The 2615-nt window shown below is 72.3% G+C and carries 3 protein-coding genes; 2 read left to right on the forward strand and 1 reads right to left on the reverse strand.

What is annotated here, in order from left to right; genetic code table 11:
* A partial coding sequence (locus tag ACTUAL_RS09720; protein ID WP_440900030.1) for a DM13 domain-containing protein occupies nucleotides 1–300 on the forward strand: 300 nt, incomplete at its 5' end.
* A gap of 16 nt (nucleotides 301–316) precedes the next feature.
* Here the strand turns inward: ACTUAL_RS09720 and ACTUAL_RS09725 are convergent.
* A complete protein-coding gene (locus tag ACTUAL_RS09725) occupies nucleotides 317–1327 on the reverse strand; it encodes a YdcF family protein (protein WP_440900031.1) in 1011 nt (336 codons plus the stop codon).
* A gap of 333 nt (nucleotides 1328–1660) precedes the next feature.
* On the opposite strand from ACTUAL_RS09725, the gene ACTUAL_RS09730 reads away from it, so the two are divergent.
* On the forward strand, nucleotides 1661–2615 hold a 955-nt coding region (locus tag ACTUAL_RS09730; protein WP_440900032.1), incomplete at its 3' end, for a DegT/DnrJ/EryC1/StrS family aminotransferase.

Here is a 2615-nt window from a genome sequence, read left to right on the forward strand (position 1 = left end):
CACGAGACGCGGGGCACCGCCACCGTGCTGCGCAACGGGGCCGCGCGCGTGCTGCGGCTGGAGGGGTTCTCCACCTCGGACGGGCCCGACCTGCACATCTGGCTCTCCGACGCGACCGCGGGCGGCGAGTGGGGCAAGTACGACGACGGGCGCTACCTGCCGCTCGGCCCCATGAAGGCCACCGACGGCAACCAGAACTACCCGATCCCGGAGGACGCGGACCTGTCGGGGCTGCGCAGCGTCGTGGTGTGGTGCGACCGGTTCAACGTGGCCTTCGGGTCGGCGCCGCTGGACCTGTGACGGCGTCCGGGCGCGCTCAGACGCCGTAGGCCAGCAGCGGGAAGACGGACAGCGCGGTGCAGGCGGCCAGGGCGTTGAGGGCGCGGTACTGGACCAGGAGCGCGGCGAACTCGCGGAGGAAGGCGTTCGGGACGAAGTACCAGGCGGTGCGACCGCCCCGGACGTCCGCCTTCAGGCCCGCGCGGCGGGACAGGATCGCGGCTCGGGGGACGTGGTAGCTGCTGGTGACCACGAGGAGCCTGCCGGTGACGCCGCGCTCGGCGAGCAGGGCGGAGGAGAGGCGGAGGTTCTCCCAGGTGGAGGTGGACTCGCGCTCCTCCAGGAGCGCCTCGTCCGGGCTGCCGCGCTCGCGCAGGTAGTTCGCCATGACCTCGGCCTCGGAGGCGGGCTCGTCGTGGCCCTGGCCGCCGGAGGCGACCACCAGGGGGGAAGCGCCCTTGGCCGCGGCGCGGCGGTAGAGCTTCAGCGCGCGGTCCAGGCGGCCCGCGAGGAGCGGGGTGACGCGGCCTCCGGGGACGCCCGCGCCCAGGACGACGATGGCGGTGTGGCCGGTGCGCTTGCGGACGCGGCCGTAGAGCACCGAGTAGAGCAGGAAGAGGGTGAAGGCGAAGCCGAGGTAGCCCGCGAGCAGGAACAGCGAACCGGCCGCCGCCAGCACCCACGGCTCGGGGGAGCCCTCGCGCAGCGCGGACAGCAGGACCAGGAGCAGACCGCCCACCACGCCCAGGATGGCCGTGCCCGCGCCGAAGGAGAGGGCGTTGCCCGGCTTGAAACCCTCGCGCCGCAACAGGGTCACGCCGTTGGCGATCAGGAAGAGCGCGATCACGACGACGAACACCGGGGCGATCAGCACCACGGCGCCGACCACCAGCACCCTGGTCTGCGGTTCGGCCAGGGTGAGCAGCCAGAGCGCGAGGAACGCCAGGCTCATCAGCAGGTACACGCCGTTGCCCAGTCGTCTGGGCTCCCGCTTGAGCTGCACCAGGAAGACGACGAGCAGCACCACCGCGACGATCAGAGCCACCATGGGGTGATCGTAGTGGTGTTCGCGGGGTGCTCCGACCACAAGATCGAGCACTGCGGGGTGAGGGGCCGCGAGCGCGCGGCAGCTCGCCCGCGCCGGACGCCTTTCCCCGAAAGCGTCACCGGGGCGTGCGGACACCCCGGTTCCCGTTCATCCAATTGTGCGCACGACCGCGCCGCCGTGCCCGCGTGCTGCGGTGATGGCCTGGGAACAGGGGGGATTAGGGGGAGGTCAAGGGGGTTGGTCGGGATCTGCGGAATCGGTAGCGTCGAATTCCGAAAGCCGGCCGCGGTGAATTCCCCCGCGCCATTTCCGCGAACGACGGGACAGGGGCTCATGGGCAGTTCTCCGGACGCAGGAATCGACTTCCCGGCCTGGCCGCAGCACGACGACGCCGAGCGCGCGGCCCTGCTGCGCGCGCTGGACCAGGGCCAGTGGTGGCGGGTCGGCGGCAGCGAGGTCGACGAGTTCGAGCGCGAGTTCGCCGAGTACCACGGCGCGGGCCACGCGCTCGCCGTCACCAACGGCACGCACGCGCTGGAGCTGGCCCTCCAGGTGCTCGACGTGGGCCCCGGCACGGAGGTGATCGTGCCCGCCTTCACGTTCATCTCGTCCTCGCAGGCCGTGCAGCGCCTCGGCGCGGTCGCCGTGCCCGTGGACGTCGACCCCGACACCTACTGCCTGGACGTCGCCGCCGCCGAGGACGCCGTCACCTCCCGCACCTCGGCGATCATGCCCGTGCACATGGCGGGCCAGTTCGCCGACATGGACCGGCTCGACAAGCTGTCCGCGAGCACCGGCGTGCCGGTCGTGCAGGACGCCGCCCACGCGCACGGCGCCCACTGGCGCGGCAAGCGGGTCGGCGAGCTCGGGTCGATCGCCACGTTCAGCTTCCAGAACGGCAAGCTGATGACGGCGGGCGAGGGCGGGGCCGTGCTGTTCGCCGACCAGGCCCAGTGGGAGAAGGCGTTCGTCCTGCACAGCTGCGGCAGGCCCAAGGGCGACCGCGGCTACTTCCACCTCACCTCGGGCTCGAACTTCCGGATGAACGAGTTCTCCGCCGCCGTGCTGCGCGCCCAGCTCGGCAGGCTGGACTCGCAGATCGCGACCAGGCAGGCCCGCTGGCCGGTGCTGTCCGCGCTGCTGGCGGGGATCGACGGCGTCGTGCCGCAGACCGTCGACCCGCGCAGCGACCGCAACCCGAGCTACATGGCGATGTTCCGGATGCCCGGTGTCACCGAGGAGCGGCGCAACGCGGTGGTGGATGAGCTGGTGCGGCGCGGGATCCCGG

The sequence above is a fragment of the Actinosynnema sp. genome (assembly GCF_052038725.1).